A 22,385-nucleotide genomic window follows, 5' to 3' on the forward strand; every position below is an offset into this window, starting at 1 on the left:
GTGATGGGATCAGCGCGCGTCCGTGCCCGACACGTCCGTGCCCGACTGGCCCTCCCTCTGCTGCTGGGGGTCGTCAGTCTCGGCATCCTCGTATTCGTTTTCGCTCCTGCTTCGGTCGCCTTTGCCGCCCCAACCCAGTCCGCCGATGCCGCCGTTGCCCCGGCCACCCCGCCAGCAGACCCCGAGCCCCAGCCACGCCCACAGCCAGGTCCGCAGGCACCGCCCCCGGACGACGACACCCCGCACCCCGAGCCGACCCCGGGCCCCACCCCGGCACCGGACCGCCCCGGGGACGGCTCGCCGCAGCACCCGCACCCCTCCGAACCGTCGAAGCCGTCGAAGCCGGCCAAGCCCGCGAAGCCCGAGCCGGCCCCGGGCGAGACGCCCCCGGCCTGCGAAGTAGGGGGCTTCCCCTGCGACAAGGGCACCACCTGGGGGTTCGGCTCGCTGCTCGACATCCCCGGGCTGATCGTGAACGCCATCACCGCGTTCCTCGGCACACTCATCGAGCAGGCGATGAAACCGCTGCGGGAGCTCATCGCCGATACCCTGCTGGCCGCCCCGGACGTCACCCGGCACGCCGAGATCAAGCGCATGTGGTCCATGGCCATGACCCTCGCCGCCGGGATCTACGGGCTGTTCGTGACCGCGGGCGGCATCACGGTCATGGGATACGAGACGGTGCAGACCCGTTACGCCGTCAAGCAGATCGCCCCGCGCCTGCTCGTCGGGATCGCCGCGGCTGCCACCTCGCTGACCGTGATGGGCAAGGTGATCTCGCTGGGCAACGCCCTCGCCCACGCCATCATGGGCACCGATCTCTCGGACGCCGGGCAGGGGCTGGTCGAACGCGCCCTGCCCTTCGCCCTGTTCGGCCCGACCGGCATCGCCATCTACCTGCTGCTACTCGCCGTCGTGGAACTCGTACTGATCATCGCGGTGTTGATCGGGTTCATCGTGCGGGTTGCAGTGATGGCGCTGCTCGCTGTCCTGGCTCCGCTGGCGTTGGCCTGTCACGCCCACCCGCTCACCGATCCCGTCGCCCGGCTGTGGTGGCGGGGGCTCGCGGGCTGTCTGGTGATCCAGGTCGCGCAGTCGGCCGCGTTCATCCTGTCGCTGAAGCTGTTGTTCGCGCCCGAGGCCACGGCGCTCGGCATCCCGTACGGGGACAAGCTGGGAACGCTGCTGGCCGGACTGGCGCTGTTCTGGGTGCTGTTCAAGATTCCTGGCTGGACGTTGCAGGTCGTCTTCCGCTCCACGCCCATCCAGCCGCCGCATGCCCCGATGCCCGTGCGGATGCTGCGGCATCTCGCGCTGTACCAGCTCATGCAGCATGTCCTGCCTGCCGGGGCGGGCCGTCCGGGGGGCGGCTTCGGGCGCGGGCCCGGATTCGGGTTCGGGTTCGGGTTGGGTCGTCCGGCAGGGGGTGCGGGTGGTGGGGGCCGCGGAGGTAGTGGGGGCGGGCGTCGTCCCGGGCCGCGTAGAGGCGGTGGCGGTCGTGGTGGCGGGGGACAGTCTGGTCTCGGTGGTCGCGGTAGGCGTCCAGGGGCGGGGGGTGGTCCGCGCGGTCGGCCGCCGGTGGGCACGGGCAGTGGCACGGGCGGCTCTCCCCGAACGGGCCTACTCAGAGGCGGGGTTGGAGGGGGCGAAGCCCGTCCGGGGCCCTCAACTCACCCCTCCCCCGGCACTCCGTCCGCCGCACCTGCCAGAAGCCGTGCGGGTCGTACGGGCGGCATGCGCCCCACCCCGGCGGCAGCCGGTGCCCCGCCGCCTGCACCCACCGCACCCACCGCACCGCCCGCACGCCGGAGCGCTCCCACCGCCGGGGCACCCCGGACCCCGGCACCACCCCGCCGTCCCACGCCGCCCACCGGACAGAGCGGCCAACTACCCCTGCCCCTCCCCGTCTCCGTCCCACGCACCCAGGCCCGGCCTGCCAGCCCCGGGCCCGCCGCGCACAGGTCCCCGGCCCGCACCGAACCCACCCTCGCCCCTGCCCCGCCGTCGTCGCCCCGTGCCCCATCCGCCCCACCACCGCGCTCCCGCGCCCTCCCACCACCCCGCACAGGCCAACCTGCGCCACCACCCTCCCCAGCCACACCCACACACACCCGGATGCGCGTCGCCCCGAAGCCCCGCCCCCGCCCTCGTCCCCTCCCGCTGCGCCTCCCCCTCGAACCACCCCGAACTAGGTAGGCCCCCATGACCGGCCCCGAACCCGACACCGCCTACGCCACGCGCATCCCGGCCGACATCTCCCGTCCCGACCGCCTCCTGGGCCCCTTCACCGCCCGGCAGACCGCCCTTCTCACCATCGCCGCTCTGGTGTTGTACGGAGGGTGGTGGGCCGCCCGCCCCTTCGTGGCGCCGCTCGCCTACGCGGTGTTGGTGACCCCTCTCGCGGGTGCGGTGGCCGCGCTCGCGCTGGGCCGGCGTGAGGGCGTCGACCTGGATCGCTTCCTGCTCGCAGCTCTCATCCATTCCCGCACCCGGGGGCGCCGGGTGCACGCCCCGGAAGGAGTCCCGCCGCTGCCCTCTGTCGTCCCGGCGCACTGGGCGAAGGAGGCGGGGCCGCTCCCGGCGGCGATGCGGCTGCCGTGCACCGGCGTCACCCCTACCGGTGTGCTGGACCTGGGCCGTGCGGGCACGGCCGCTCTGGCCACCTGTTCCACGGTCAACTTCGAGCTGCGTTCGGCGGCCGAGCAGCAGGGGTTGACCGCGGCGTTCGCCCGCTGGCTCAACTCCCTGACCGGGCCGACCCAGTTGCTGGTGCGCTGCCACCGCGTCGATCTCGTTCCCCTCGCCGACAGGCTGCACCACGACGCCGCGGAGCTGCCGCACCCTGCCCTGGAGCAGGCCGCCCACGCGCACGCCGACTTCCTCACCCGCCTCGCGTCCACGGATACGCCGCTGGGTCGGCAGATCGTGCTGGTGGCCCGTGAGTCGAGCCCGTCCCACAGCTCAGGCCGCGTCCGCCGTACGCACCGCATCTCCCCATCCACACCGGGGCGGGCCCCTGCCACGGGGCGTTCCCTCCAGCGCATCCACGAGGCCGTCCGCGCCCTGGCCCCCGCCGAGATCACCGTCACGCCCCTGGACGCCGCGCAGAGCGCCGACCTCCTCACCGCGGCCTGCAACCCCGACACCCCAACCAACCCGCCCCACCCCACAGCGCTCCAGGACGTATCGGAGGGCACGGCCACATGACCCCACCCCTCTTCCGTCGCCCCGCTCCCCCCGCACCGACGCCCATCGACACCGCCCACCTCCTCCAGGTAACCGGTCCCGAGGCCCTCGACATCCACGCCCGCACCCTGGCCATCGGCGCCCACCTCGCCACCACGCTCGTGGTCACCGGCTACCCGGCCGAGGTGACCCCGGGCTGGCTCTCCCCGCTCCTGAACTTCCCCGGCCATCTCGACATCGCCCTGCACATCGAGCCGGTCCCCAACCCGGTGGCCGCCGCCGGGCTGAAGAAGCAGCGCGCCCGCCTTGAGTCCGGCCGCCGCACGGGCTTCGACAAGGGCCACCTCGACGACCCCGAGGTGGAGGCTGCCGCCGCGGACGCCGCCGAACTGGCGTACCGCATCGCTCGCGGTGAGGGAAAGCTGTTCCACACCGCGCTCTATCTGACCGTGCACGCCGGGGACGAGGACGCGCTGGCCGAGCAGGCGGCCGCCGTCCGCGCGATCGCCGAGTCCCTGCTCATGACCGTCGCGCCGACCACCTACCGGGCGCTGCCCGGCTGGCTGGCGACCCTTCCCCTCGGCATCGACACGCTCGCCATCCGCCGCACCTTCGACACCGCAGCGCTCGCCGCCTGCTTCCCCTTCACCAGCCCCGACCTGCCCACACCCGCGCTCACAACCACAGCCGCACCCACAGGCACAGGCAGTACGGCCACAGGCGTGCTCTACGGGCTCAACGCCATCTCCGGCGCCCCCGTCCTCTGGGACCGCTTCGCGCAGGACAACTACAACTCCATCACCCTCGCGCGCTCCGGCGCGGGCAAGTCGTACCTCACCAAACTGGAGCTGCTGCGGCTGCTGTTCACGGGGGCGACGGCCTCGGTGATCGACCCAGAGGACGAGTACGTCCGCCTCGCCGAAACCGTCGGGGGCACCGTCATCGCGCTCGGCGCCGACGACGTACGCCTCAATCCCTTTGACCTCCCGGCGGCCGCGACCACCGCCTCGGGGGACGACGCCCTGACCCGGCGGGTGCTGTTCCTGCACACCTTCCTCGCGGTGCTCCTGGGCAGCGGACTGACGGCGGCCGAGAAGGCCGTGCTGGACCAGGCGATCCTCGCCACCTACGCGCACGCCGGAATCACCGCGGACCCCCGCACCTGGCAGCGCACTCCTCCCACACTCGCCGACCTGGTCACCGTGCTGAGCGGGGAGGACGACAGCCGTACCGGAGCCGAGGACGGCATCCGTACGGGGACCGAGGACACCAGCCGTACGGGGATCGGGGAAGGCAGCAGCCGCACACGGCAGGACATGGCCGACCGCCTGACCCCGTTCACCACGGGCTCCCACGCCCGGCTCTTCAACGGCCCCAGCACCGCCGCCACCACCGGCTACCTGGTCGTCTTCGCCCTGCGCCAACTCCCCGACGAGGTGAAGGCCCCGGCCATGCTGCTGGCCCTGGACGCCATCTGGCGCCAGGTCACCCGTCGCGCGCACGCGGGCAAGCACCTGGTTGTCGTCGACGAGGCGTGGCTGCTGATGCAGGAGGACGCCGGGGCCCGGTTCCTGTTCCGCATGGCCAAGGCCGCCCGCAAGTATTGGACCGGTCTGGCGATGGTCACCCAGGACGCCGATGACGTCCTCGCCTCCCCGCTCGGCCGGGCGATCGTCTCCAACGCGGCCACCCAGACCCTGCTGCGCCAGGCCCCGCAGGCCATCGACACCATCGCCGAGAACTTCCATCTCTGCCACGGCGAACGGGAGTTCCTGCTGTCCGCGGCTCGCGGAGAGGCTCTCCTGCTGACCGGCGACCGCCGCCACAAGGTAGCCCTGACCAGCGTCGCCGCACCCGGCGAACACGAGGTGATCACCACGGACCCGGCCGAACTCGCCTCCCAGCAACCACCGCACCCCTACGCATCGGACGACGAAGAGGGGTGGCAGCTGTGACGGCACCCCCGCCACTCGCCTCAACCTCCGCCGCCCAACACCCAGGCTGGCTACTGGACTTCCTCACTCACCCCGACACCTTCGCCCACACCACCCTCCACCCCCTCCTCACCTGGTGCACCGCCTACGCCCCTATCCTGCTCCCCACCCTCCCCACAGCCATCGCCTGCGCCTACACCGCCCGCCGCCGCCTGCTCCACGTACGCCACCACCGCCTCACCATCGACGCGCACTGCGTGGAGATCCTCGCCCCGCCCACCGTCGACCCCAAGGGCGGTGAGGTCCTCTGGGCCCAACTCGCGGGACTGCTGCGCCCCTGGTGGCGCCGCGCGCTGACCGGCCAGCCCCACCTCGCCTTCGAGTACGCCTGGACCCATACCGGCCTGCGCATCCGCCTCTGGGTGCCCGGACCAGTGCCCCTCGGCCTCGTCCGCCGTGCGGTGGAGGCCGCCTGGCCCGGCGCCCAGACCCGCGTCACCGACCCCACCCCCCTCCTCCGGCCCAAGCACATCCTCAGCGCCGGACGGCTGCGCCCGGCCCGCCCTGACGCCCTGCCTCTGCGCAGCGACCACCCGGCCGACCCCCTGCGGGCCCTGCTGCAGGCCGCGACCGGCATGGCCGAGACGGAGTCGGCCTGCGTGCAGATCCTGGCCCGCCCCGCCACCGGCCGCGCCCTGCGCCGCACCCGCCGCCAGGCCCGTCACCTCAAGGCCGGCCACACTCCCGCCCGCCTGCCCGCCCTCACCGCGCTCCTGCTCCACCGCGCCCAGGCGACCCCCACCGGGAAACAGGATCCCGAACACGCCTTGGCCGTACGGCAGTCGGCGGCCAAGCTCTCCGGCCCGCAGTGGCAGTGCGTCCTCACCTACGCAGCCGCCCTCGCACCCGCACCCGCAGCGGCCGCTGTTCCCAGCACCGCCTCCACTCCCACCCCCAGCACCAGCACCAGCACCAGCACCAGCACCAGCACCGAACGCACCCCCGCCCCCGATCCCGCACAAGGCCGCACCCACACCCTCGCCACTGACACCGTACGAGGCCGCACCCTCCCCTCCGACGTCGTACGAGGCCGCGCCCATGCCCTGGCCTCCGCCTTCGGCCTGTACGCCGACCGCAACCACCTCACCCGCACCCGCCTGTGCCGCCCTCAACCCGCCCTGAACGAGCGCCGGTTCCCCGCACCGCCCGTGCGCCCCGCTCTGCTCTCGGTCCCCGAGCTCGCAGCCCTCGCCCACCTCCCCCACGACCCGGACGCCCCCGGCCTCCGCCGCGCCGGCGCCCGCTCCGTCCAGCCGCCCCCGGCCATCCCCCGGCCCGCACCCGGCAACGCCGTCAAACCCCTCGGCCGCTCCGACGCGGGCGCCCACCGCCCCGTCGGACTCGCTGCGTCCGACGCCCGTCATCACCTGCACGTCATGGGGGCGACCGGCTCCGGCAAGTCCACCCTCATCGCGAACCTCGTCCTCGACGACGTGCACAACCGCCGCGGGGTCATCGTCATCGACCCCAAGGGCGACCTCATCACCGACCTTCTCGACCGGCTCCCCGACACCTGCGCGGACCGTCTCGTCCTGATCGACCCCGACGACCCGCACCCGCCGCCCTGCCTCAACGTCATGGACGGCGCGGACATCGACGTCGTCGTCGACAACCTCACCGGCATCTTCCGCCGCATCTTCATGGCGTTCTGGGGGCCGCGCACCGACGACGTGATGCGTGCGGCCTGCCTGACGCTCCTCAAGCACCGGGAGCGCACGCACCACCTGGTCACCCTCGCCGACGTGCCGCGGCTCCTGGGCGAGTCCTCCTACCGGCTCCGTCTCGTCCCCGCGCTCAAGGACCCGGTCCTGCGCGGGTTCTGGGCCTGGTACGAGTCGATGTCGGAGCCGTCGCGCGCGGCCGTCATCGGCCCCGTCATGAACAAGTTGCGTGCCTTCCTGCTGCGCGACTTCGCGCGCCGTGCGATCGCCGCGGGGCCCTCGACCTTCGACCTCGGCCAGGTTCTGGACGGCGGCATCCTCCTGGCCCGCCTGCCCAAGGGGGCGCTCGGCGAGGAGACCGCCCGGCTGCTCGGCTCCTTCATCGTCGCGGGCGCCTGGCAGGCGACCACCGCCCGCGCCCGCATCTCCGAACACGCCCGTATCGACGCCACGTTGAGCATCGACGAGGCCCACAACTTCCTCACCCTCCCCTACCCCTTGGAGGACATGCTCGCCGAGGCCCGCGGCTACCGCCTCTCGATGCTCCTGGCCCACCAGAACCTCGCCCAGCTCCCCCGCGACCTGCGCGAGGGCATCTCCGGCAACGCCCGCAACAAGATCTTCTTCAACGCCTCCCCCGAAGACGCGACCGCCCTGGAACGCCACACCCTCCCCACCCTCACCGCACACGACCTCGCCCACCTCGGCCCCTACCAGGCAGCCGCTCATCTCCTCGCCCACGGCGCCGCGTCCACCGCTTTCACTCTCGCCACCTGCCCCCTGCCCCCACCGGTCCCCGGCCGCGCCCAGGACCTCCGCCTCCGCTCCACGGCCACAGCGAGCCGCCCCGCACCTCACCCCAGCACCCACCCCTGACGCCGCTGCCGGCCCTGAACGAAGACCTCCGCAACCTCAACCACGACGCGGCAGCCAGGTCGTTTCGGTCAGTTCGGTCGGGTCGGCCAGTCGGTCCCCTCAGCCCACTCGTACGCATCCGGTGGTGACCCCTTCATGTCCCAACTCCCCCGCCCCGCCCACGGACCCGGCTCCCACTACACCGCGCGCGCCGCCACCACCCGCCCCCGTCCGCTCCGGCGCCTGGACGTGGCCGCGCTCGCCCACCGCCTCACCGCCCGCGACCTGTGGCTGACCCGCATGCTCCACGAACACCGCGTCCTGACCACCCACCAGATCGCCCGCCTCGCCTACCCCTCACACCGCTCCACCCAACGCCGGCTGCGCGACCTCCACCAGTACGCCGTCCTCGACTCCTTCCGCCCCCTGACCACCACCGGCTCCACTCCCGAGCACTACACGATCGGCCCCGCGGGTGCCGCCCTCCTAGCCGCCTACGCGGGACTCACCCCCGCCGACCTGGGCTGGCGCCCCACCCACACGGGCCGTATCGCCTACTCGCCCTCACTCGGCCACGACGTGGGCGTCAACGAACTCATCACCCTCCTCGCCGCCCGCACCCGCACCCACCCCGCCGCCCACCTCCCCCTCTGGCTCTCCGAACGCTCCTGCGCTCGGCGCTGGGGCGACTTCATCCGCCCCGACGCCTACGCCCATTACCGCGAGGGCGCCCAACTCCTGCCGTTCTTCCTGGAGTACGAGACGGGAAGCCAGCCCATCACCCGCGTAGAGGCGAAACTCCCCCGCTACGCCGCTTTCATCACCTCCACCGGCACCCGCCCCGCCCTCCTCATCCACACCCGCACCCAGTCCCGCGACCAGACCCTGCGCCGCCGCATCACCACGGCTGTCCGCGAACTGAACCTCCAAGTGGCCACGTCCTCGGCCGACTTCACGACCACCCACCCCTGGGGCCCCTGGTGGACGCCCCTCGATCCCGGCGCCCACCGCACCACCCTGGCCCACCTCGCCACCGCCTGGCCCACGCTCACCCCGGCCGCGGGCCTGGACCCGACCGACGCCGACACCGCCCTCACCCTGCCCGTCCCACCCCTGCCACCGACCGCCACCACGCCGCCCGGCCCCACCTCGTGAGCTCCCTCGCGCTCAAGGCGGGCATAGGCGCGGGCTGCGCGATCCTCGCTCTCCCCTTCCTGGCGGCACTCACGGCAGCAGTCCTCCTCACCAGCCTCCTCCCCACCGGCACGGACGACACCGCAACAGCGGCGTCCCCCAGCGCGAAGGCCCTCGCCGACATCCCCCCGAAGATGCTCGCCCTCTACCGGCGCGCGGCCCCCGAGTGCCCCGGCCTGTCCTGGACGATCCTCGCCGCCATCGGCAAGGTCGAGACCGACCACGCCCGCCACCCCACGATGGTCTCCTCCGCAGGCGCGGTGGGCCCCATGCAGTTCCTCCCGTCCACCTTCAAGGCATACGCACGCCCGGTCCCGCCCGGCGGCAAGGCACCGCCCACCCCCTGGGACCCGGTCGACGCCGTCTTCGCCGCCGCCCGGCTGCTGTGCGCCAACGGCGCCCGTGGTGGCCGCGACCTGAGGCGCGCGATCTTCGCGTACAACCACGCGGACTGGTACGTGAACAAGGTCCTCAAAACCGCAGCCACATACGCCACGGCGGCCACGGCCCCCGCCCCAACAAGTGCGGCAGCCACAGCGGTTGCCTTCGCCCGGGCCCAACTCGGCACCCCCTACGTATGGGGCGGCGACGGCCCCGCCGAGGGCGGCTTCGACTGCTCGGGCCTCACCCGGGCCGCCTACCACGCCGCGCACATCACCATCCCCCGCACGGCCCAGGCCCAGTACGACGCAGGCCCCCACCTCCTCCGCACCACCCCACTCGCTCCCGGCGACCTCCTCTTCTTCGGCACCGCGCCCACCCACATCACCCACGTCGCGATCTACACCGGCCATCACCGCGCGATCGACGCACCCCACCCCGGAGCCGTCGTCCGCGAGGGTCCGGCAGGCACCAGCTCTCCCAACTACCAGGGCGCCACCCGCCCCGCGACTCCCACACGCGGCGCCCGGTGAACCGCCCACAACCGCTCGCCACCTCCAAGGCCGCCGCCACACCCAAGGTGATCGCCGCCCGCGAGGCCATCACCCTCCTCACGGCCATGACCCGGGTGCTGTGCGCGGTCGGCCTCCTCGCCCTGATCTTCACCACGGTCAACGTCACCCGCTTCGCCACCACCCACCAGGTCCCCCTCCCCATCGCGATCCTCCTGGACCCGATGCTCGCCATCGCGCTCGGCGGCGTCCTGTACGTCGACGCCCGCCTCGCCTCCTGGGGCCTGCACCCACCGATCTGGTCGACCGCGCTGCGCTGGTGCGCCGGATCGGTCGCGGCCCTGATGAACACCTGGGAATCGCTCTGGCCCGACGACCGGATCGGCTGGCCGCACCGGGCCGATCCGGCAGCGGTACTGCTCCACCTGACCCCGGCTCTGCTCCTGATCGCCCTCACCGAGACGATCGCCGCCTACCGCCGCACGGTCACAGAACTCCTCAACCAGATCGACGACCCGGATCCCCCGGATCCGACCACCTCGCCCGCGCCGCTCACACCGCTCACACCGCTCGGCGACCGATCGACGGACGACCACAGCAAACCGGGCCCAGCACCGACCGATCCACCCCACACCCCGCCACAACCAGGGGCATCCACCCCTCTACCCGCCTCCACCACCCTCTCCGACCCGCACACCGCCTCCAACGCAGCCCCGTCCGCGGCCCACACGGGCCGCGACACGCCCCCACTCCCGCCCCAGGCACCAGGACGGCCACCGCCCGCCGTCGACGCGACAGACGCCGCCCTATGGGCACGCGCCATCGCCCTCAACGACCACTCGCTCACCACCACCGGGAAACCCGCGACGATCTGGCGCCTGCGCACCGATCTCCACATCGGCCCACGCCGCGCCCGCCAGATCCACGACCACCTCCCCACCCACCGCCCCGACCCACCCCCGCACAACCCGATCGTCTGAGTCGCCCACCGATCGACCACCCCGAACCGACCGCTCAGACCCGCGCTCACCCCCGAGCTGCCCGTGCCGGACGAACCAGATCGACGTACGCCCCCTCGATCGGTCGGCGTGTACGCCGATCACGCCGACCGATCCACTCCGGGAGCACCCCGACAGCTTGACTTCCTCAAGGAGCAGAGCGTCCATGGTCGTGGCCAACCGCCCGAGCGAACCCCAAGCCCCGTGAACTCGCCCGCGCCACGGCCCCGTTCACTCGGGATACACCGCGCCGCGCACGCGCCCGGGAACACCCCGCAGCCCGCATCCAACGGGCTAGCACCCCGGCCGGGGACCTCAACTCACCCACCGCACCGCACCACCCGGAAACGAGGTCCCCCATGTCCAACGCCACAACCCCCACTACCCCCACGACCCCGACCCCTCCCGCCGACACTCCCTCGCCCCTGCGCCCTGTCCCCGAGCCCCAACCGCTCACCGGCCTGACCGGCACCCCCGCCGCCATCTACACCGCACTGCTCACCACGCCCGGCGTCACCGCCGCCGAACTCGCCCTCGCAGCGGGCCTGGGCCGCTCCACCACCGGCAAAGCCCTGGCCGCCCTCGAACAACACGGCCTGGCCATCCGCGAACCCGGCGGCCACAGGGGTGCCATCCGCACCCCCGACCACTGGCACCCCGCCCCCACCAGCCCCAGCCCGACCCCCAGGCCCAGCCCCAGCCCCACCGACAAGACGGGCGGCACCGAGGCCCAACCCTCCACGAACACGGCGCCGGACACCCCCACCGACGAGGCCGACCAGGCCACCACCCCACCGCCGCCCACGGTGATCGCGCTGCCCGTCAGGAAGCACCGCCTCGCCCCCGGAACACTCCGGAAGATGGTCAGCGACTACCTCCGGGCGCATCCCGGCGAGGCACTCACCGCCACGAAGATCAGCCGCGTGATCGAGAAGTCTTCGGGTGCTATCGCCAACGCCCTGGTGGTCCTCGTCAAGCAGGGCATCGCCGAGCAAGTCACCGCCCGGCCCCGCACGTTCCGACTGGCCGGGAGCGGAGTGAACGACAACAAGTAGGGCAACAGCCATCCCCCGGGCCGGGCGCACCGCATCAGCGGCGCGCCCGGCCACCGCCACGACGGTCGAGAGGGATGGCCCTGAGCCGGGGAGGCGTCGCCGCACGCCGGAAAGCATGCCGGGAATCGAGGTGCCGGTGCACGGCAAGACCGGCCACGAGCCCGACGGCCGTGCCACGACCGGGAATTCAGCTGCCCGAGCGGCCCGGCTGCGATAGAACCGGGCCATGGACGAACAGCGTTTGCCCGGCGGCAGGACGGTGGGAGCGGTACGGCGTGGTGACACGGTCCACCGGCCTGCGCAGCCGTGGACGCCGGCGGTCCACGCGGTGCTGCGTCATCTGGAGGCAGCGGGCATGGGCGGTGTGCCCCGGGTCCGGGGCATGGACAAGCGCCAAGAGCACGGGCAAGAGCAAGAGCATGAGGTCTTGACGCACCTCGACGGCGAGACCGTGGGCGAGGAACTCCCCTGGCCTGCCTGGGTGTATGCGCCGACCACGCTGGAGGCCGTGGCGAGGTGGGCCCGGCGGCTGCATGACGCGACGCAGTCCTTTGTCCCGCCGTCGGACGCGCGCTGGCTGGCCGGGCAGAGCTGGCGGCCCGGGCTCGTCATCGGGCACCACGACGCCGCTCCCTGGAACGCGGTGTGGCGTGACGGCAGCCTGGCGGGCTTCTTCGACTGGGACACCGCGGGACCCTCCACCCGTGAGTTCGACCTGGCCTTCATGGCGTTGACGTGGGTTCCGCTGCATGCGCGCAGCTTCGCCGAGCGAACCGGATTCACGGCGTACGAGGACCGTTCCCCGCGCCTGCATCGGTTTCTCGACGCCTACGGATACGAAGGCGACCGCTCGGCGTTCGCAACGGTGGTGGCCACACGGGCCCGTACCAACGCGAGCGTCATCCGCCGCATGGCCGCCGGCGGCGATCCCATCTACACGGCGCTGGAGCCGGTGGCCGTAGAACTGGACCAGGCCGCCCTCGAAGTCGAGGCCCTGCCCGCCTCCTTCTGGCACCCGTCCGGCTGAGAGAGCGCATCTCGATCGCTGAACGCCGAACGCCGAATCGAGGCCCGGCTGCCCCCCCCTGCGGAGTGAGCCTCAGGAGATAGCTGCGACGATGCAGGAATGCGCGAGATCAATGAGCTGACCAACGTCGACGATCCCGCCTGGCCGCTCCTCCTTCAGGAACTGTCCGGCAGCGACGTACCAGTTGAGGTGCTGCCCGCCGACGCCGGGAGAGGCCGCGCCACCCTGCTCCAACTACAGGTCTCCGCCCGATCGAACCTGGGCGGCACGGTGCTGAACTGCGGCGGTCTGCTCGTGGACAACGGGTGGCTCAGGATCTTCGGAAGCCCCGGTGACGCCGCACCGACAGTGCTGCGCAGCCTGGCCGAGGTCAACGCGATGCCCACGGCGTTCGCCCCGGGATGGAATCCAGGGGCGGGGCTCGTGCTCGCACACGATGTGCTGGGCGGGGTCTTCTCCCTCAATGGAGGCGACCCCCGCGAGGCCGGTCGGCCCGGCGAGCCGGGCGAGGTCCTCTACTTCGCACCCGACACCCTTCGCTGGGAGGCCCTGGGCGCCGGCCACTCGGCATGGCTGTCCTGGATTCTCTCCAGAGGACTCGAGGAGTTCTACGGAAACCTGCGCTGGAGCGGCTGGCGCAACGAGGTCTCCGCACTGACAGGCCGGCAGGGGCTCTCCTTCCACCCACCGTTGTGGTCGGCCGAGGCCCGCCAGGATCTGCAGGCGACCAGCCGTCGCGCCGTACCCATGGCAGAACTCCTGAGCCTGAGCCGCGACTCGTGCCTTCAACTCGACGGCGCCGACCCGGGATTCCTCGGAGCCGCGTGAACCGGCTCACTCAAGCGCCGTGGGCGCAACACGGGCGGATCGTTCAAGCAGAGGTCGCCGTCTCGGAGTTGCCTGCGGTCCGTTGCTCCGGCACGAGGCCGGACGACACGGCAAGCACGGCGGCGGCCAGCACGAAGCCGAGGGCGCCGGGGTTGACGTAGCCAGGGATGACATCAGCGGAGTAGGTGCCCTCGCCCGGGACATGGCAGTCAAGCCGCAACGGGATGTAGCTGCCCTCGTAGTGGTCGATGGAGGCGGCTCGCGTTGCCCCTACCGCGTCGTAACACGCATTGCGCTGCTCGGGCCCAACCATCACAGCAAGCTGCACGACGCCCCACGCGTACACGGCGGCTGCCGCACCGGCGGCGAGCGCGGCGAATCCGCGGAGGACGACCCTCATGCCCGAGTGCCTGATGCCCTGCCGGGCCAGGGTCGAGAAGCCGTACACGGCGAGGGTGGGCACGACGACGAGCGCGGCCAGGATGATCAGGATCAGGCCGAGAGGGCTATGCCCTTCGAAGGAATCGGACGCCGTCATCTCCCTGATTCTTCCATCTCCCCGACTCTTCCTAAGAGTTCCGCAGAGTTCCGCACGCAAGGTTCGCTGCCCGGAGCCGGAAGGCAGTGCAGCAGCGTAACCGGGCAATGGTCAGGGGGCGGACTCCCGGCGGAGCCCGCCCCCTGACCATTCGGCCCGGCACCCGGGCGACTTATGCGGCTGTCGGGGCCTTGGGGGCGTCCGTCGCGGCCGGGTAGTCGATGTACCCCTCCGCCCCTCCCCCGTACAAGTTCTCCGTCGGCGGCCCCGCGAGCGGGGTGCCGGTGGCAAGGCGGGCGGGCAGGTCCGGGTTCGTCATGAACAGGCGGCCGATGGCGATCACGTCCGCGTGCCCGTCCCGCACCAGCCGCGCCCCCGCGCCGGGGCTGCTCGGTGCCGGGCCGTTCGTGTTGGCGACGAGCGTTCCCGACCAGCGCGTCCGCAGGTCCGCGATGGCTCCGTAGGCGCCGTTCTCCAGTACGTGCAGATAGGCCAGGCCCAGCGGGTCCAGTGCGTCGACCAGCGCACGGTACGTGGTGCGTGCGTCGGCCTCGGCGAGCTGGTTCTCGGCGTTGTCCGGCGAGATGCGCAGGCCCACGCGGTCCGCGCCGACCTCGGTGACGACCGCCTCGACGACCTCGGTCGCGAACCGCAGTCGGGCGGTGACCGAGCCCCCGTACTCGTCCGTGCGCAGGTTGGTGTTGTCGGCGATGAACTGCTGGATGAGGTAGCCGTTCGCGCCGTGGATCTCCACGCCGTCGAAGCCCGCTTCGATCGCACGCCGGGCTGCGGACGCGAAGTCCCGTACTGTCTGGGCGATTTCACCGACCGTCAGCTCGCGCGGGGTCACGTGGTCGAGCAGCCCGTCCCGGGTGAAGATCTGCTTCCCCTCGATGGCGACGGCCGACGGGGCCACCGGCAGCTCGCCGTCCGGCAGTGTCAGTGGGTGGGTCATCCGGCCCACGTGCCACAGCTGGGCGAAGATGGTGCCGCCCTCGGCGTGCACCGCGTCCGTCACCTCGCGCCAGCCACGCGCCTGCGCGTCGGTCACCAGGCCCGGGATTCCGGGGCCGCCCTTGGCGAGCGCGTTGACGTACACGCCCTCCGTGATCAGCAGCCCGGCTCCGGCGCGCTGCCGGTAGTACGTCGGCGCGTGCGGGCTCGGCACCCCCGTCACGTCGTCGGCCCGGCCACGCGTCATCGGGGCCATCGCCACCCGGTTCGCCAGGTCAAGGCGGCCCGCCCGGTACGGCTCCAGCAACTCCCGCATTCCCACGCCCTCTTCCAGTTCTTCCAGCTCTTGCAGCTCTTGCAGCTCTTGCAGCTCTTGCAGCACTCTCGACGCCTTCGGCGCTTTCGGCATCTCCGCGTCCCGCGTCCCTCCCGTCACGGCCCCGGCGCTCATGCGGCGCTCCGGTCCAGCGCGATGACCTCGACCTCGATCTGCCAGTCGGGCTGGGCAAGTGAGACGACCTCGACGAGGGTGTCTGCGGGGTAGGGCTCGGCCAGGAACTCGCCGCGCAGCGTGATCACGTGCGGAAGGTTCGTCGCCATGTCCCGTACGAAGATGCCGACCTTGACCACGTCCGCGAAGGCCAGGCCGGCCGCCTCCAGCACCCGTCCGACGTTCCTGAACGCCTGCCGCCCCTGCGCCAGGAACCCGCCCTCGACGGTCGTCCCGTCCCCCTCGAAGCCCGCCTGCCCTGACACGTACACGAAGCCTCCGGCCCGGACGGCCTGCGATATCCGGTACGGCGCGTACCAGTCCGGCGTGGTCGCGATCTTCTCGACGCGTGCCACGGTGGTCGCGCTCTCGTTGCTGGACATGCCTCTCCCCTGTCTCGGCGGGGGCCGGCGTCAGCCCCCACACGGTGGCGTTACGAAACGTTCCGTAACGTCACCGGAAGCTAGATCATCCCGAGCACCCTGTCAAAACGAAACGTAACGTCACGCGAACGGTAGGGTGAGGCCATGACCCCCGACCCGAACAGTGAACGGCGCAGCGAGCGCGCCCGCCGGGCGATCCTCGACGCGGCGTTCGACCTGGTGCAACGCAAGGGCTTCGCGAAGGTGACCATCGAGGGCATCGCCGCCCAGGCCGGCGTGGGCAAGCCCACGATCTACCGTTGGTGGGGCTCCAAGGGCGCGGTGGTGCTGGAGGCGATGAACGAGGAACTCGGCGACGACTTCGCCTTCCCCGACACCGGTGACATCGCCGCCGACCTCACGACCCAGATCACCGCGGTGAGCCAGCGGCTGATCACCGGCAGGTTCAGCAAGGCATTCAAGGGCGTCATGGGCGAGGCCCAGAACGACCCCGCGCTGATGAAGGCGTTCCGCGAAACGGTCCTCGAACCCAGCATCGCGGAATGCCGGGCCCGCCTGGATTCCGCCGTCGCCGCCGGGCAGCTCCGCTCCGACGTGCCCACCGACGTGATGGTCGACCTCTTCTACGCACCGATCCACTACCGGCACTTCCTGGGCTTCGGCGACGACGCAGTCAGGCGCAGCGCCGATCTCGTCCAGGACGTCCTGCTCGGCCTGCGGCCCCGGCAGGACGCGAGGTGAACGACCGGCGCCCGTCCGCTCGTTGAGAATGCTGTCGGCCGATCCGGGTCTGGCTGCCGATCCGGGTCTGGCTGCTTCGCCCCGCGGCTGTGCGGCGGGGCGAAGTACCTTCAGGGGCTGGTGCGGGTACGGACCTGCGGGACGGCCAGGCGGCGGCGTCCTCTTCCTTCCCGCCGCCCGCCGTGACACCTCACTCGTCCGCGGCCTCGATCACCTCACGCCCGCTCTTCGCGGTTCCGGCCAGCAGTGATCAACGATCCCTCAGGGCTCAGCCGCGCACGGCGAGTACGCCGAGGACAGCGAGCGTGCCGAGATAGGGAACGGGGACGAGGAACGCCCCCAGCAGCCACGGCCGGATCCGGCGCCTTCTCGCAGCAGGCACCAGCACGTCAATCAAGAGGACCAGCACCAGCCCGAGCCCGCCGAGAGTGACTGCGCCCAGCCTTGCCCATCCCGCCCCTTCGATGACGTCACTGCCGCCGCAGTCGGTCTGCCCGAATCCCGAGCTGTCGAAGGCGCACGAGCGGTACTCGGTGAGCAGCAGCCGCGCCGAGTGCAACGGCACCAGGGCGGGCACTCCCAGGAGCAGGTTCACCCACACAGGCGCCAAGCGCCGCCACCAGGGCCGGAGTTCAGGTTCCGCGCCCTTCTCGTCGCTGAGCGAGACCTGCGCCACTTCCCCCATGGTGTGACCCTAGTACCCCCCGAACGGTGTGTGATCCGCCAGGGCAAGGTCGCGCAAGAAGCAGCGCAGGCGGACGAGTTGGCGGGCTGCGGCGCGCAGCGGGGCGGGCCGCCGGGGAGCGTAGGCAGCGGTCCACAAAGCGGGTACGTGATCCATGCCCAGCAGGATCCAGCGATCCGCTCCAGCCGGTCCAACAGATCGTTTCGCTGTCTGTCATCGATAGAGTCGATGGATGGAGATGCGCCAGCTCCGTCACTTCGTGGCGGTCGTCACCGAGGGCACGTTCACGGCCGCCGCCCGGTCGGAACTCATCGTGCAGTCAGCGCTCAGCACGTCCATCCGTAATCTGGAGCGCGAGTTGGGGGCGGTCTTGTTCGACCGCACCGGCCGTCGCGTGGTGCTCACGGAGGCTGGACGGGCGCTGCTGCCACAGGCCAGGTCACTGCTCGCGGGGGCCGACGCGGCGCGGGAGGCGGTGGCGGCGGTCTCGGGTCTGGCCACCGGGCGCGTGTCCATCGGGACGATCCAGACCCTCACCTGCGTGGACCTGCCCGCGGAGTTGGCGTTGTTCCACCAGCGTTGGCCGGGCATCCAGGTATCGGTGCGCGACGCCCCGGTCGATGATCTCTACGAGAGGTTGCGCGCCGGCGAACTGGACCTCGCCTACCTCGCCCCCGATGCCGCCGCGCTCCCCGACGGCTTGGTGGAATTCGCCTCCTGGCACGAGGAGTTGGTGCTCATCACGGCGCCCGGACACCGTCTCGCACGCGCGGGTCGCACCCTGATCCGGGATCTGGCGCAGGAGTCCTTCATCGACTTCCGCGCGGGGACGGGCCTGGAGACCGCGGTGCGCAGGCTGGCCGCGCACTGTGGGCTGGAGCGTCGCATCACGTGCGATGTGACGCAGATCGGCATGCTCGTGGCCCTGGTCCGGGCCGGCATCGGGGTCGCGTTCGTGCCCCGGCGCATCGGTGAGGACGCGGGACTGCCGTGCGTACGGATCCGTCAGCCCGAGCCCGGACGGACGGTCGTGCTCACGGGGCGCGGACCGAGCCCCCGCAACCCGGCGGCCACAGCCCTGATCCACCACCTCACGCGTTCCCAGAGCGGGAGCCCGCCGGACACTCGCCCCCTGCGCTGAGCACCTGCCGCGAACGGTCGTGCCAAGCGCAAGCGTCGCTGGCAGGGCTGCCCGCGTGCACCGCTCTTACTCGGTGGTGTGGGTGGGGTAGACCTGGACGTCGGTGTAGGCGCCCTTGATGGCGCCTGCGTTCTCGGGCCAGTTGAGGGTGACGGAGTGGGTCTCGTTGGGGGGCGTCACTTCGATGTTGGTGGGGGAGGCGAGGCTGTTGCCGCTGCTGTCGATGTCGTAGGCGAGGTTGAAGACAGCGGCGTCGCCGGGCTTGAGGGTGGTGACGCGGGGCTGGGCTTGGCCTCGCTCGATGGGGCTGGAGGTGTGGTCCTCGTCCTTGATGTCGACGCCCGCGAAGCCGGTGGCCGAGCAGGTGGCCGAACCCCGGTTGATCATGGTGATGTTGATGCGGCCGGAGGTCTCGTCGGGCGCGGCGTCGGCGGCGTCGATGGCCAGGTCGGCGGTCTTGCATAGGGGGAGCTTGCCGCCGCTCTTGCCCGCGCCGCTGGCGGCCGCACCGGCATCGGCGCCCTTGCCGGAACCCGCCTTCCCGTCGTCCGCCTGCGCCCCGCCGGAACCCGAGCCGCCCTCCGGCTTCGCACCGTCCTGCTGCTTCGACCCGCCGTCCGACTGCGCGCCGCCACCGGACGACGAGGACGAGGAAGAGCCCTTGTCGGCGGACGAACCCTGCGCGGTGTCGTCGCCGTTGCAGGCGGTCAGGGAGAGGGTGGCAGCGAGGCCGAGGGCGGCGAGCGCGGCGGTGCGGGTGAGCTTCATGGGTGTTCCCCCCGGAACTGGTGCGGTGCGGTTGGTCGTTGCGGTCGAAAGCATTTGTATCCCGCACCGAGTCACAGGAGATCGCCCGCGACGTCTTCGTTCTGTCACAGGCGAACTGACCTCAGTTCGCTCACCTCACCTCGCCTCACCTCAGCTCAGCTCAGCTCAGCTCTTGATGAACTCCAGGATGTCGGCGTTGATTTCCCCGTGGTGGCTGACATAAAGGCCGTGCCCCGCCGTCGGGTACTCCTTGTACGTGCATCCGGGCAGCAGCTCCGCCGTCTTCCTCCCCGTGACGTCCGCCGGGGCCGAGAAGTCCGCGCCACCGTGCAACACCAGCGCGGGCACTGCGATGGCCCGCACGGCGTCGCGGTTGTCGGTGTGGAAGACGGCGCGCTGGCACTGCAGCGTCGCCCATGCGGAGGCGGACAGGCACTGGTCGAGGGTGAGTTGGGCCTGGCCGGGGGACACCGGGTTGCCGAGGTGGGTGGCGAAGTACGCCTGTATCTGGCGGGACATCCACGTCGGCCGGTCGGCGCGGACATCGGCGGCCATCGCGTCGAAGGCGGCCTCCGGGATGCCCGCCGGGTTGTCGTCGGTCTGCTTGAGGAACGGCAGCACGGCAGCGAGAAGCACCACGCGGGCCACCCGCTCGGCGCCGTGCCGGTGCAGGTAGCGGGCGACTTCCGCGCCGCCGAGAGAGTGGCCGACGAGGGTGACGCCGGTCAGGTCCAGGTGCGTGAGCAGGGCGGCGAGGTCGTCGGCGGTGGAGTCCATGTCGTAGCCGGACGAGGGGCGGTCGGAACGGCCGTGGCCGCGGCGGTCGAAGGCTATGCAGCGGTAGCCGCGCTCGGCGAAATAGGGGATCTGGTACTCCCACATGTCCGCGTTCAGCATGGCGCCGGAGACGAAGACGATGGGCTCGCCCTGGCCATAGTCCTCGTAAGCGAGGCGGGTGCCGTCGTGGGTCTCGAAGAACATCGCGTTTCCTCCCGTTGGCTTGTGCAGATGAAGGTGCCAGGGTCGGAGCAGCGGGGCGATTACCTGCCAGGTAGTCGTGCTGGTTGTTCGGGGGCGCGCCATGGCTCATGTCCGGGTCAGCACGCAGTCGACGGGGCAGCGCGTCGTCCCACTCCATGGTTCCGTACGCCGAAGACAACACCCTGACCATCGACTGTTTCGATCCCTCCGGAGAGGACAGCGACGGGATCTCCGGCGGGACCGGAATCGACGACGTCACCAATGGGCTCATCGCGACGACCGACGACTTTGCGCACATCCACACAGGCATCGCCCGCGGCCACGTCGCGGTCGAGGCGGCCGTCTTCGATGCCCCGCCACCGCTGGTGACGGACGGCTGGGACGAGGTGGTCGACGTCCCGTTCACCTCCACCGACGGCAAGGCGTTCCTCTCCGCCAACGACGAGTCCCTCCCCCTCAACCTCGCCTCGTACGGCCCGGGAACCTACCGACTGCGCCTGCACGCAAAGGGACGCGACACCGGACGCCACACCGGCCCCGGCCACCGTCCACAAGGCCACCACCCGGCCGGCTGGGACCCGGGCCAGGACCCGGGCCCGTGGGACGACGTCGTGGTCACCGACTTCAAGTCCACGACCGGAGAGGCGTATCTCGACACCTGCCTCAACGGACCGGCCGCCGACGAGGAGAACTACACCCACAAGGGCCCCGGCAAGTACCGCGTACGCGTGCACGCCCGTCACCGGAGCGCCCATCCCGACGGAGTCCAGAACAATGACGCGGATCCCTTCGAGAGCTACCTGATCCAGATCTGGCCTGCACGCGGCAGGCCCAAGCGCTAGGTGTCAGGTGCCAGGTGTATCGAAAGTGCCTGGTGAGGATGACGGAGCGCCTATGCGTGATCCAGACTGATGTGATGGTCACGCTTGAGACTCCCCGTTTGATCCTGCGTCGCTGGCGCGAGGAAGACATCGCGCCCATGGCTGCCGTCAATGCCGACCCCGAGGTCATGCGGTGGATCCGTGACGGCAGTGTCCGTGACGAAGAGCAGACCCGTGCCGGGATCCAGGCGTGGGAGAGCGAATGGGAGTCAGAGGGCTTCGGTCTGTTCGCCGTGGAGATCCGGTCCACCGGCGAGCTGGCCGGGTTCACCGGCCTTGCGGTGCCCCACTTCCTGCCGGAGGTGCTCCCGGCGGTCGAGGTCGGCTGGCGGCTGGGCCGTTCCCACTGGGGGCAGGGCTTGGCCACCGAGGCCGCTGCGGCCGCCGTGCGGTTCGGGTTCGATGAGCGGGGGCTGGAGCGGATCGTCAGCATCGCTCAAGTGGGCAATGACGCCTCCGAGCGGATCATGACCAAACTGGGGATGCATCCGGTCCGTGAGACCGTCAGTCCCACCGGCGGTCGGCGGGTGCGGGTGTTCGAGATGTCGTCGGAGCAGTACGTCACAGGCCGGACGGCCGTCAGTCATCCAGGCGTTGAAGGATCTGTGTGAACTCGCCGTTCTCGATCAGACCGGCGAGGACCTGGGTCATGTTGCTGATTCCGGCATCGCGGACGATGAGCCCGTCCCAGCACCAGAAGTAACGGCCCGAGAGGGCTTCACCGCTGGCAGCCCATCGCTTCATGAGGGTCTCGACCTGGGCGAGGGTGATGATGGTCGCGCTCCACCGGGAGCCGTCCTTGAGGTCCACGAAGACGTCGACGTTGTCCACGGACTCCAAGTCCTCGTCGGCATCCGGAAGGAATGCGGCCTGGAAGTTCTCCGTGTGGACGCGATACCAAGGTCCGTCCCAGGTGCCCGACGCCGTGCTGTGGTTCATCGGGCGAGTGTGCCGGACCGATTCGCCCTCCTCAAACACTTTGTTCCGGCACGCTTCCGGCGTGAACATCGATCTCGTGCCCGATGACCTGTGGGATCGGATAGCCCCGCCGATTCCGGCCCGGCAGCCGCGGCGGCACCGGTTTCCCGGACGGAGGCCGGTCTACGACTGAACTGCGCCAGCTGGGATCATG

General features: G+C 71.4%; 21 protein-coding genes. 14 read left to right on the top strand and 7 right to left on the bottom strand.

All coding sequences use genetic code 11. The features are described 5' to 3' along the window. Window positions 1-3: 3 nt before the first annotated feature. From ACQB60_RS10260 to ACQB60_RS10305, 10 genes are all read left to right on the top strand, one after another. On the top strand, window positions 4-2,196 hold the full coding sequence (locus ACQB60_RS10260; RefSeq protein ID WP_496925535.1) for a TrbL/VirB6 family protein: 2,193 nt from the start codon (window positions 4-6) through the stop codon (window positions 2,194-2,196). 6 nt (window positions 2,197-2,202) lie between these two features. After that, window positions 2,203-3,207 (top strand): PrgI family protein, encoded by a 1,005-nt coding sequence (locus tag ACQB60_RS10265; RefSeq protein WP_496925536.1) that lies wholly within the window; start codon window positions 2,203-2,205, stop codon window positions 3,205-3,207. Continuing rightward, window positions 3,204-5,141, top strand: coding sequence for a VirB4 family type IV secretion system protein (locus tag ACQB60_RS10270; protein WP_496925537.1), 1,938 nt, complete (start codon window positions 3,204-3,206; stop codon window positions 5,139-5,141). Before ACQB60_RS10265 ends, ACQB60_RS10270 begins: the two co-directional genes overlap by 4 nt. After that, window positions 5,138-7,717: a helicase HerA domain-containing protein gene (locus ACQB60_RS10275; RefSeq protein WP_496925538.1), complete on the top strand. Its 2,580-nt coding sequence runs from the start codon at window positions 5,138-5,140 to the stop codon at window positions 7,715-7,717. The genes ACQB60_RS10270 and ACQB60_RS10275 overlap by 4 nt, the downstream gene beginning before the upstream one ends. A 135-nt stretch (window positions 7,718-7,852) precedes the next feature. Continuing rightward, window positions 7,853-8,851, top strand: coding sequence for a replication-relaxation family protein (locus ACQB60_RS10280; protein ID WP_496925539.1), 999 nt, complete (start codon window positions 7,853-7,855; stop codon window positions 8,849-8,851). Continuing rightward, on the top strand, window positions 8,848-9,804 hold the full coding sequence (locus tag ACQB60_RS10285; protein WP_496925540.1) for a C40 family peptidase: 957 nt from the start codon (window positions 8,848-8,850) through the stop codon (window positions 9,802-9,804). The genes ACQB60_RS10280 and ACQB60_RS10285 overlap by 4 nt, the downstream gene beginning before the upstream one ends. Next, on the top strand, window positions 9,801-10,763 hold the full coding sequence (locus ACQB60_RS10290; RefSeq protein WP_496925541.1) for an extensin: 963 nt from the start codon (window positions 9,801-9,803) through the stop codon (window positions 10,761-10,763). Before ACQB60_RS10285 ends, ACQB60_RS10290 begins: the two co-directional genes overlap by 4 nt. 377 nt (window positions 10,764-11,140) lie before the next feature. Then, entirely contained in the window at window positions 11,141-11,836 is a 696-nt protein-coding gene (locus ACQB60_RS10295; protein WP_496925542.1) for a helix-turn-helix domain-containing protein, read from the top strand. 226 nt (window positions 11,837-12,062) lie between these two features. Next, entirely contained in the window at window positions 12,063-12,863 is an 801-nt protein-coding gene (locus ACQB60_RS10300; RefSeq protein WP_496925543.1) for a phosphotransferase, read from the top strand. 99 nt (window positions 12,864-12,962) lie between these two features. Further along, on the top strand, window positions 12,963-13,691 hold the full coding sequence (locus ACQB60_RS10305; RefSeq protein WP_496925544.1) for a DUF2625 domain-containing protein: 729 nt from the start codon (window positions 12,963-12,965) through the stop codon (window positions 13,689-13,691). Between the two features lie 43 nt (window positions 13,692-13,734). Here the strand turns inward: ACQB60_RS10305 and ACQB60_RS10310 are convergent, their stop codons facing one another. From ACQB60_RS10310 to ACQB60_RS10320, 3 genes are all read right to left on the bottom strand, one after another. Then, complete coding sequence (locus ACQB60_RS10310) at window positions 13,735-14,229, bottom strand: hypothetical protein (protein WP_496925545.1); 495 nt, start codon at window positions 14,227-14,229, stop codon at window positions 13,735-13,737. Between the two features lie 172 nt (window positions 14,230-14,401). Beyond that, window positions 14,402-15,634: an alkene reductase gene (locus ACQB60_RS10315; protein ID WP_496925546.1), complete on the bottom strand. Its 1,233-nt coding sequence runs from the start codon at window positions 15,632-15,634 to the stop codon at window positions 14,402-14,404. Beyond that, on the bottom strand, window positions 15,631-16,056 hold the full coding sequence (locus ACQB60_RS10320; protein ID WP_496925547.1) for a RidA family protein: 426 nt from the start codon (window positions 16,054-16,056) through the stop codon (window positions 15,631-15,633). Before ACQB60_RS10320 ends, ACQB60_RS10315 begins: the two co-directional genes overlap by 4 nt. A gap of 144 nt (window positions 16,057-16,200) precedes the next feature. On the opposite strand from ACQB60_RS10320, the gene ACQB60_RS10325 reads away from it, so the two are divergent. After that, entirely contained in the window at window positions 16,201-16,797 is a 597-nt protein-coding gene (locus tag ACQB60_RS10325) for a TetR/AcrR family transcriptional regulator (RefSeq protein ID WP_496925548.1), read from the top strand. Between the two features lie 268 nt (window positions 16,798-17,065). On the opposite strand, the gene ACQB60_RS10330 is transcribed toward ACQB60_RS10325, so the two are convergent. Further along, complete coding sequence (locus ACQB60_RS10330) at window positions 17,066-17,482, bottom strand: hypothetical protein (protein WP_496925549.1); 417 nt, start codon at window positions 17,480-17,482, stop codon at window positions 17,066-17,068. Between the two features lie 232 nt (window positions 17,483-17,714). On the opposite strand from ACQB60_RS10330, the gene ACQB60_RS10335 reads away from it, so the two are divergent. After that, window positions 17,715-18,623 (top strand): LysR family transcriptional regulator, encoded by a 909-nt coding sequence (locus tag ACQB60_RS10335; protein WP_496925550.1) that lies wholly within the window; start codon window positions 17,715-17,717, stop codon window positions 18,621-18,623. A 66-nt stretch (window positions 18,624-18,689) separates the two neighbouring features. On the opposite strand, the gene ACQB60_RS10340 is transcribed toward ACQB60_RS10335, so the two are convergent. Next, entirely contained in the window at window positions 18,690-19,391 is a 702-nt protein-coding gene (locus ACQB60_RS10340; protein ID WP_496925551.1) for a DUF4232 domain-containing protein, read from the bottom strand. Between the two features lie 165 nt (window positions 19,392-19,556). After that, on the bottom strand, window positions 19,557-20,372 hold the full coding sequence (locus ACQB60_RS10345; RefSeq protein ID WP_496925552.1) for an alpha/beta fold hydrolase: 816 nt from the start codon (window positions 20,370-20,372) through the stop codon (window positions 19,557-19,559). Window positions 20,373-20,527: 155 nt separating this feature from the next. On the opposite strand from ACQB60_RS10345, the gene ACQB60_RS10350 reads away from it, so the two are divergent. Both ACQB60_RS10350 and ACQB60_RS10355 read left to right on the top strand, forming a co-directional pair. Next, window positions 20,528-21,214 (top strand): hypothetical protein, encoded by a 687-nt coding sequence (locus ACQB60_RS10350; RefSeq protein WP_496925553.1) that lies wholly within the window; start codon window positions 20,528-20,530, stop codon window positions 21,212-21,214. Between the two features lie 74 nt (window positions 21,215-21,288). Further along, window positions 21,289-21,864, top strand: a complete 576-nt coding sequence (locus tag ACQB60_RS10355; RefSeq protein WP_496925665.1) for a GNAT family N-acetyltransferase — start codon at window positions 21,289-21,291, stop codon at window positions 21,862-21,864. Here ACQB60_RS10355 and ACQB60_RS10360 read toward each other — a convergent pair. After that, on the bottom strand, window positions 21,833-22,192 hold the full coding sequence (locus ACQB60_RS10360) for a hypothetical protein (protein WP_496925554.1): 360 nt from the start codon (window positions 22,190-22,192) through the stop codon (window positions 21,833-21,835). The two genes, ACQB60_RS10355 and ACQB60_RS10360, sit on opposite strands and share 32 nt — an antisense overlap. Window positions 22,193-22,385 lie beyond the last annotated feature (193 nt).

Origin of the sequence: Streptomyces odontotermitis, from assembly GCF_050510915.1 — a bacterium.
Classification (GTDB): Bacteria; Actinomycetota; Actinomycetes; order Streptomycetales; family Streptomycetaceae; genus Streptomyces.

Bases quoted from the DNA above. Each gene is read 5' to 3' on its own strand.
- ACQB60_RS10360 (WP_496925554.1), bottom strand. From the start codon at position 22,192: ATGAACCACAGCACGGCGTCGGGCACCTGGGACGGACCTTGGTATCGC.
- ACQB60_RS10260 (WP_496925535.1), top strand. From the start codon at position 4: ATGGGATCAGCGCGCGTCCGTGCCCGACACGTCCGTGCCCGACTGGCC.
- ACQB60_RS10280 (WP_496925539.1), top strand. From the start codon at position 7,853: ATGTCCCAACTCCCCCGCCCCGCCCACGGACCCGGCTCCCACTACACC.
- ACQB60_RS10325 (WP_496925548.1), top strand. From the start codon at position 16,201: ATGACCCCCGACCCGAACAGTGAACGGCGCAGCGAGCGCGCCCGCCGG.
- ACQB60_RS10265 (WP_496925536.1), top strand. From the start codon at position 2,203: ATGACCGGCCCCGAACCCGACACCGCCTACGCCACGCGCATCCCGGCC.
- ACQB60_RS10315 (WP_496925546.1), bottom strand. From the start codon at position 15,634: ATGAGCGCCGGGGCCGTGACGGGAGGGACGCGGGACGCGGAGATGCCG.
- ACQB60_RS10300 (WP_496925543.1), top strand. From the start codon at position 12,063: ATGGACGAACAGCGTTTGCCCGGCGGCAGGACGGTGGGAGCGGTACGG.
- ACQB60_RS10345 (WP_496925552.1), bottom strand. From the start codon at position 20,372: ATGTTCTTCGAGACCCACGACGGCACCCGCCTCGCTTACGAGGACTAT.
- ACQB60_RS10320 (WP_496925547.1), bottom strand. From the start codon at position 16,056: ATGTCCAGCAACGAGAGCGCGACCACCGTGGCACGCGTCGAGAAGATC.
- ACQB60_RS10270 (WP_496925537.1), top strand. From the start codon at position 3,204: ATGACCCCACCCCTCTTCCGTCGCCCCGCTCCCCCCGCACCGACGCCC.
- ACQB60_RS10305 (WP_496925544.1), top strand. From the start codon at position 12,963: ATGCGCGAGATCAATGAGCTGACCAACGTCGACGATCCCGCCTGGCCG.
- ACQB60_RS10355 (WP_496925665.1), top strand. From the start codon at position 21,289: ATGGTCACGCTTGAGACTCCCCGTTTGATCCTGCGTCGCTGGCGCGAG.
- ACQB60_RS10330 (WP_496925549.1), bottom strand. From the start codon at position 17,482: ATGGGGGAAGTGGCGCAGGTCTCGCTCAGCGACGAGAAGGGCGCGGAA.
- ACQB60_RS10310 (WP_496925545.1), bottom strand. From the start codon at position 14,229: ATGACGGCGTCCGATTCCTTCGAAGGGCATAGCCCTCTCGGCCTGATC.
- ACQB60_RS10350 (WP_496925553.1), top strand. From the start codon at position 20,528: ATGGTTCCGTACGCCGAAGACAACACCCTGACCATCGACTGTTTCGAT.
- ACQB60_RS10295 (WP_496925542.1), top strand. From the start codon at position 11,141: ATGTCCAACGCCACAACCCCCACTACCCCCACGACCCCGACCCCTCCC.
- ACQB60_RS10340 (WP_496925551.1), bottom strand. From the start codon at position 19,391: ATGAAGCTCACCCGCACCGCCGCGCTCGCCGCCCTCGGCCTCGCTGCC.
- ACQB60_RS10335 (WP_496925550.1), top strand. From the start codon at position 17,715: ATGGAGATGCGCCAGCTCCGTCACTTCGTGGCGGTCGTCACCGAGGGC.